5 protein-coding genes are annotated in these 4,683 nt (G+C 34.5%); all 5 read left to right on the top strand.

Annotated elements, in window-relative coordinates:
• Window positions 1–119 precede the first annotated feature (119 nt).
• Window positions 120–1,112, top strand: coding sequence for a S41 family peptidase (locus ACSX1H_RS18760; RefSeq protein WP_439185789.1), 993 nt, complete (start codon window positions 120–122; stop codon window positions 1,110–1,112).
• Between the two features lie 171 nt (window positions 1,113–1,283).
• A complete protein-coding gene (locus tag ACSX1H_RS18755; protein ID WP_439185788.1) occupies window positions 1,284–1,922 on the top strand; it encodes a hypothetical protein in 639 nt (212 codons plus the stop codon).
• Window positions 1,923–2,050: 128 nt separating this feature from the next.
• Window positions 2,051–2,749: a hypothetical protein gene (locus ACSX1H_RS18750; RefSeq protein WP_439185787.1), complete on the top strand. Its 699-nt coding sequence runs from the start codon at window positions 2,051–2,053 to the stop codon at window positions 2,747–2,749.
• Window positions 2,750–3,067: 318 nt separating this feature from the next.
• A complete protein-coding gene (tnpA, locus tag ACSX1H_RS18745; RefSeq protein ID WP_439185786.1) occupies window positions 3,068–3,529 on the top strand; it encodes an IS200/IS605 family transposase in 462 nt (153 codons plus the stop codon).
• Entirely contained in the window at window positions 3,530–4,264 is a 735-nt protein-coding gene (locus tag ACSX1H_RS18740) for a DUF2971 domain-containing protein (RefSeq protein WP_439185785.1), read from the top strand.
• Window positions 4,265–4,683 lie beyond the last annotated feature (419 nt).

The raw sequence follows: 4,683 nt of genomic DNA, 5'->3' as shown, positions 1-4,683 counted from the left end.
ATGAAAAGTTAAAAACAAATACAAAGCTTTGGCTCCGCTCATTTAGGAAAGTTAGTTTGGTTTAATCGCCTTACAACACCATGCGGCAGGCCGTTATATAGCATTTTGAAAAAAGAAACATGAAATACATTTATATATTTTTCTTTCTAATTTTCATTATAAGTTGTTCCAAAAACCAAAGAACAGCTGTGACACCAAAAGACTATTTGGATGAAGTATTTGAAATAGTTGAGGAACATTCAATTAGACGAGATTCGGTTAATTTTAAAGAGATTAAGAGAAAGGCTTTTGCTAAACTAAAGAATACAGATTCAATTGAAAACTGTTATCCAATAATAAAATCAATTTTAAAAGATTTAGGAGATAGACATAGTTTCTTTATGTCAAAAGGACAAGTTGAAAAATGGCAATCTACAAGCAAAACTGTTGATAATAATGAAATTATAACATTTAAAGGCAAACTCTTAAATAAAAACATAGGCTACATCCAAATGAAAGGATTTAGCAGTGGCGATTCGGTTTCTATTCAGCAATATGCGGATAGTTTGCAAAATCAAATAAAATCAATTGACAACAAAAACATTAAAGGCTGGATAATAGATTTAAGAGAGAATACAGGTGGTAATTGCTGGCCAATGTTAGCAGGACTTGGACCTTTATTAGGCAATGGAATTTGTGGTTATTTTATTGACAATAAACAAAAAAAATCTTCTTGGTTTTACCAAAATGGTGAATCTGGAATTGACTCTATTACAATTACCAAGTTAAGTGAACAGCACTATGAACTTATCGATGATTCAAATCCTATTGCGGTATTAACTGGTAGGCGAACAGTTAGTTCGGGTGAAGTTGTAGTAACTTCATTTCACAATAAAAGAAAAACCAGGAGTTTTGGAGAAAGTACCGGTGGTTTGTCAACTGGAAATGCCAATTATAAACTTAGTGATGGTTCTATGATTTTTTTGACAAGTTCTATTTACGCTGACAGACAAGGAAATATTTTTGGGAAAGAGATAGAACCAGACGAGATAATTACATTCTCAAATTATGAAATTGGTAAGCCAAACGATAAAGTTATTAAAAGAGCTATAGAATGGATTAATGAAAAATAAAAAACGCTATATAACAAAGTACATATTTCAGAGCGGGGTCGGTGCGGCTATCAACGGCGGATTCTCGCATCGCAGTTCACGTCCTCGCGGACAGGAACGCTTTCCGAAATCCGCTCCGCAACCTGTACAAACCGTTAGCAATTATTTATCAGCAACATCGATTCAGATTATATGAAATTTTTTATAACGTTAAGTGCTATTCTTATTATCAATTCATGTTCTCAAAAAGAGACCAATATTTTAGAATACTTCAATCATCTAGAATTTACAAAAGTTGACACACTTATAACCGATTCGTCTGATAGCTCGATTGTTTTCTATTTTCATAGTAATCCTAGCGAAAAAATATATGTCCATAAAGACAAAGTACAACATGTATTTGGACACTTGGACGAGAATGGAACTTTTTGGGCAAAAGAATGGCTTGTTTATACTAAAAATGGCGAAATAATAGACACTGAAAGCCAATATGTGGCAGTAAACTTGAACAAAGACATTACAAAGTTCGAACTTATTGGAGCAGATGATTTAGAGTTTAAAATACGAGTCCATCAAATACCAAATGATTCAATTAGCTCACAAACTTTCATCGACATAAAAGCTGAAAATAAAATACTTAAGATTCCTTCGAAGGAATTGATTGGTAATGGCATTTCTATTGTTTATCAGACAGTAATAAGGAATGACTCTATAGAAAAGATTATTGAAAATGAAGTATTCATTAGTAGGGAAACAAAAATAAATTCGTTAAAACACTTGAACCTAATTAATGACAAAAGAATAAAAACAATTGCTAACACGCCGCAATAGCGCATAGCAGGGCAAGCAAGGTTTTGGTTGTGCAGATTCCCGCCTCGATAGTCTCGTCCTCTCGGACGGACAATCTCAACGCAAATCTGCTACAGCGCCATGCGGCCAACCGTTAGCGGTAATTAAAAATGAAAACCTACACTATATATAAATTTACAGGCTGGTGTGTCTTATACATGGTAATTTTCACCTTTATTTTACCATTGTATGCAGCAGATTTTATGGAGCCAACTTTTAAAGCACCAATGAATGTGCTTATACCAATCATAGTTTTGGGGTTTATCGGTTATATATTAGCTAAGAGATTTGGTTTAAGAAGAAATGATATTTGGATTGACAATGGAGAACTGTATATTAAGGAGTATTCACAACTTCTAGAGAAACCCATAAAGACTAAAAAGGTCAAACTTTCGAAGATTAGAGGTTTCGATGACTTCACCATTAATGCAGGTGACATGAAGTTTCAATTAAAATTTGATTACTCTGCAACTTACACCATATATCGTTCAAGAATATGGTTTAGGGAGGATGACTTTGAATTATTAATTAAGGATTTTAAGGACTTGATTAACAATCCTGATAAATTGACTTCTGATAGTGCAAAGAAACAATTAGAAAGAGTTGAAATTAAATACTCAAATCCTTATCAGACAATATTATCGAAGGTCTTTTTCTTCGGTGGATTAATATTCATATCCATCATTATTGCGCTGACTTTAACAAGACAAATACCAATAAAAGGAACGACCATTCTCGTATTTACAACAATACTCACATATATATTAACATACTTACATAGACGAAAAAATAATAATAACTACCGCTAACGCGCCGCAATAGCGCATAGCAGGGGCAGTGGGGTTTTGGGTGGGCAGATTCCCGCCTCGATAGTCTCGTCCTTTCGGACGGACAATCTCAACGCAAATCTGCTACAGCGCCATGCGGCCAACCGTTGCCCGTAATTTGATGAAATATCCCAAGACTATATACAAGTACAGAAACTTTGTTTCAGACAATCATAAAAAGGTGTTGTATTCGAATGAATTGTTTTATTCTTCACCAATTGATTTTAATCTAACAGGGGTTTAATCTAACAGGGGTTTAATTCCCCGAGGCTTGCCTCGAAATTAGTATCTTGTGATTCGATGTCACAAGATAGTAAAGAAATACACAAGAGTCATAATGTAACAGTACTGCTATATCATGTAGTTTGTGCCATAAAATATCGACGTATAGTAATTGATGAAGATGTTGATAAGGTGATCAAAGAGATTTGTTCAGAATTAGAGTTGAGATACGACTTGTATTTTCTAGAAGTAGGAACCGACCTGGATCATATTCATTTTCTCATTCAATCTGTTCCAGATTATAGTGTTACGAAAATAGTTAGAACAGTAAAAAGTATCATAGCTCGAGAAGTATTCCGACAATGTCCAGAGGTCAAAAGGGAATTATGGGGAGGCGAGTTTTTTGGTAAAGGCTATTATACAAATACAGTAGGGCAGCATGGAACAGAGAATATGATAGCTAACTATGTCAAAAATCAAGGTAAGCAAGATGAATACCGCCAACTAAAAGTTGGCGGAGAACAGCTTAAGCTGTTCTAAGTGAACGATGCCTCTGGGCTTGCCCCGAGGTGGTTCACTGATCCTTTTGACTGCCGAATTCCACCTTACCTTGAATCTTTAGACACTAAAGAGAAAACTCAAGCATATGTAGACGGAATAATAGTCAGAAACTTTGAACACCTTAAGAATTCAGGTAAAGATATAAAAGTCTTGATGGATAGCTACACCGCAAGACTGACTAATAATCTTGAAAAAGAGCAAGAGTTTGCAAACAAAATTCTATTTAATGGTCAAGATCTCAGGCTTGGAGTATTATCAATGTCAAAAAAATGGGACTCAATTTTAATGTGGAGTCATTATGGTGACTTTCATAAAGGAATTTGCTATGGTTTCAACGAAGAAAAGATGAGAAATTCAGAAAAGTTTTGTGGTGGTGGAATAGTCAAATATAGAAATGACTTTCCAAAACTCGACCCACTAGAAAAACAAAGAATGAAAAATTCCTTTATTCAAACTCATACCAAGGCAAAAAAATGGAAATACGAAAAGGAATATCGATTCTTTAAATACTTCAATAAAAATACTGATCCCAAAAGTACAGACAGGAAAGTATTTTATTCTGATGACCATTTAGAAGAAGTAGTTCTTGGAGTTGACTTCCCATCAGATCAAATTGCAACTGTTAAACAAGTAACGCACTCTAAAGGGATACCTCTCTATAAAGCGGAAAAAGTATCTTGTAAGTTTAAAATCGAACGAAGAGAAATAAAATAAAAAACTACTGGCAACAAACCGCTATAGTGCATAAGGGATTCAGAGCAATTTGGAAGGTTTTCGGCTTCGACGAACAACGCCAAATCGTTGATTTGACTTTAAAATAAAATGAAAATATAAAACCCAACCCAACGCTTTGGCTCCGCGCATTTTTAAAAGGTTAGTAAGGTTAAAATTCCCTTACGCACCATGCGGCAGGCCGTTGGCAACCATTCCCCCTATAAACCCATGGAATTGATTTTAAGACAAGGTAATCAATACCTTTTAGGTTTATTTATTTCTTTTGCTAACGTGCAAGTTTTCAAGGGAATGTAAATTATAAGATTTGACGTTAGTCAGAATTCCCCATTTTTGATGACAAAAAAGACTTCGTTGATAACGGGGAGCCTTAAAATGTTGTAATTTTTAAATTGGCTTAA

It is taken from the genome of Carboxylicivirga taeanensis, from assembly GCF_051851475.1.
Taxonomy (GTDB): domain Bacteria; phylum Bacteroidota; class Bacteroidia; order Bacteroidales; family Marinilabiliaceae; genus Carboxylicivirga; species Carboxylicivirga taeanensis.
Note: the sequence above shows the minus strand (reverse complement) of the source record. Positions and strands in the feature narration are given on the sequence as shown.

Excerpts from the sequence above, each read along its gene's own strand:
- ACSX1H_RS18760 (WP_439185789.1), top strand. The coding sequence starts at position 120 with ATGAAATACATTTATATATTTTTCTTTCTAATTTTCATTATAAGTTGT.
- tnpA (WP_439185786.1), top strand. The coding sequence starts at position 3,068 with ATGTCACAAGATAGTAAAGAAATACACAAGAGTCATAATGTAACAGTA.
- ACSX1H_RS18750 (WP_439185787.1), top strand. The coding sequence starts at position 2,051 with ATGAAAACCTACACTATATATAAATTTACAGGCTGGTGTGTCTTATAC.
- ACSX1H_RS18755 (WP_439185788.1), top strand. The coding sequence starts at position 1,284 with ATGAAATTTTTTATAACGTTAAGTGCTATTCTTATTATCAATTCATGT.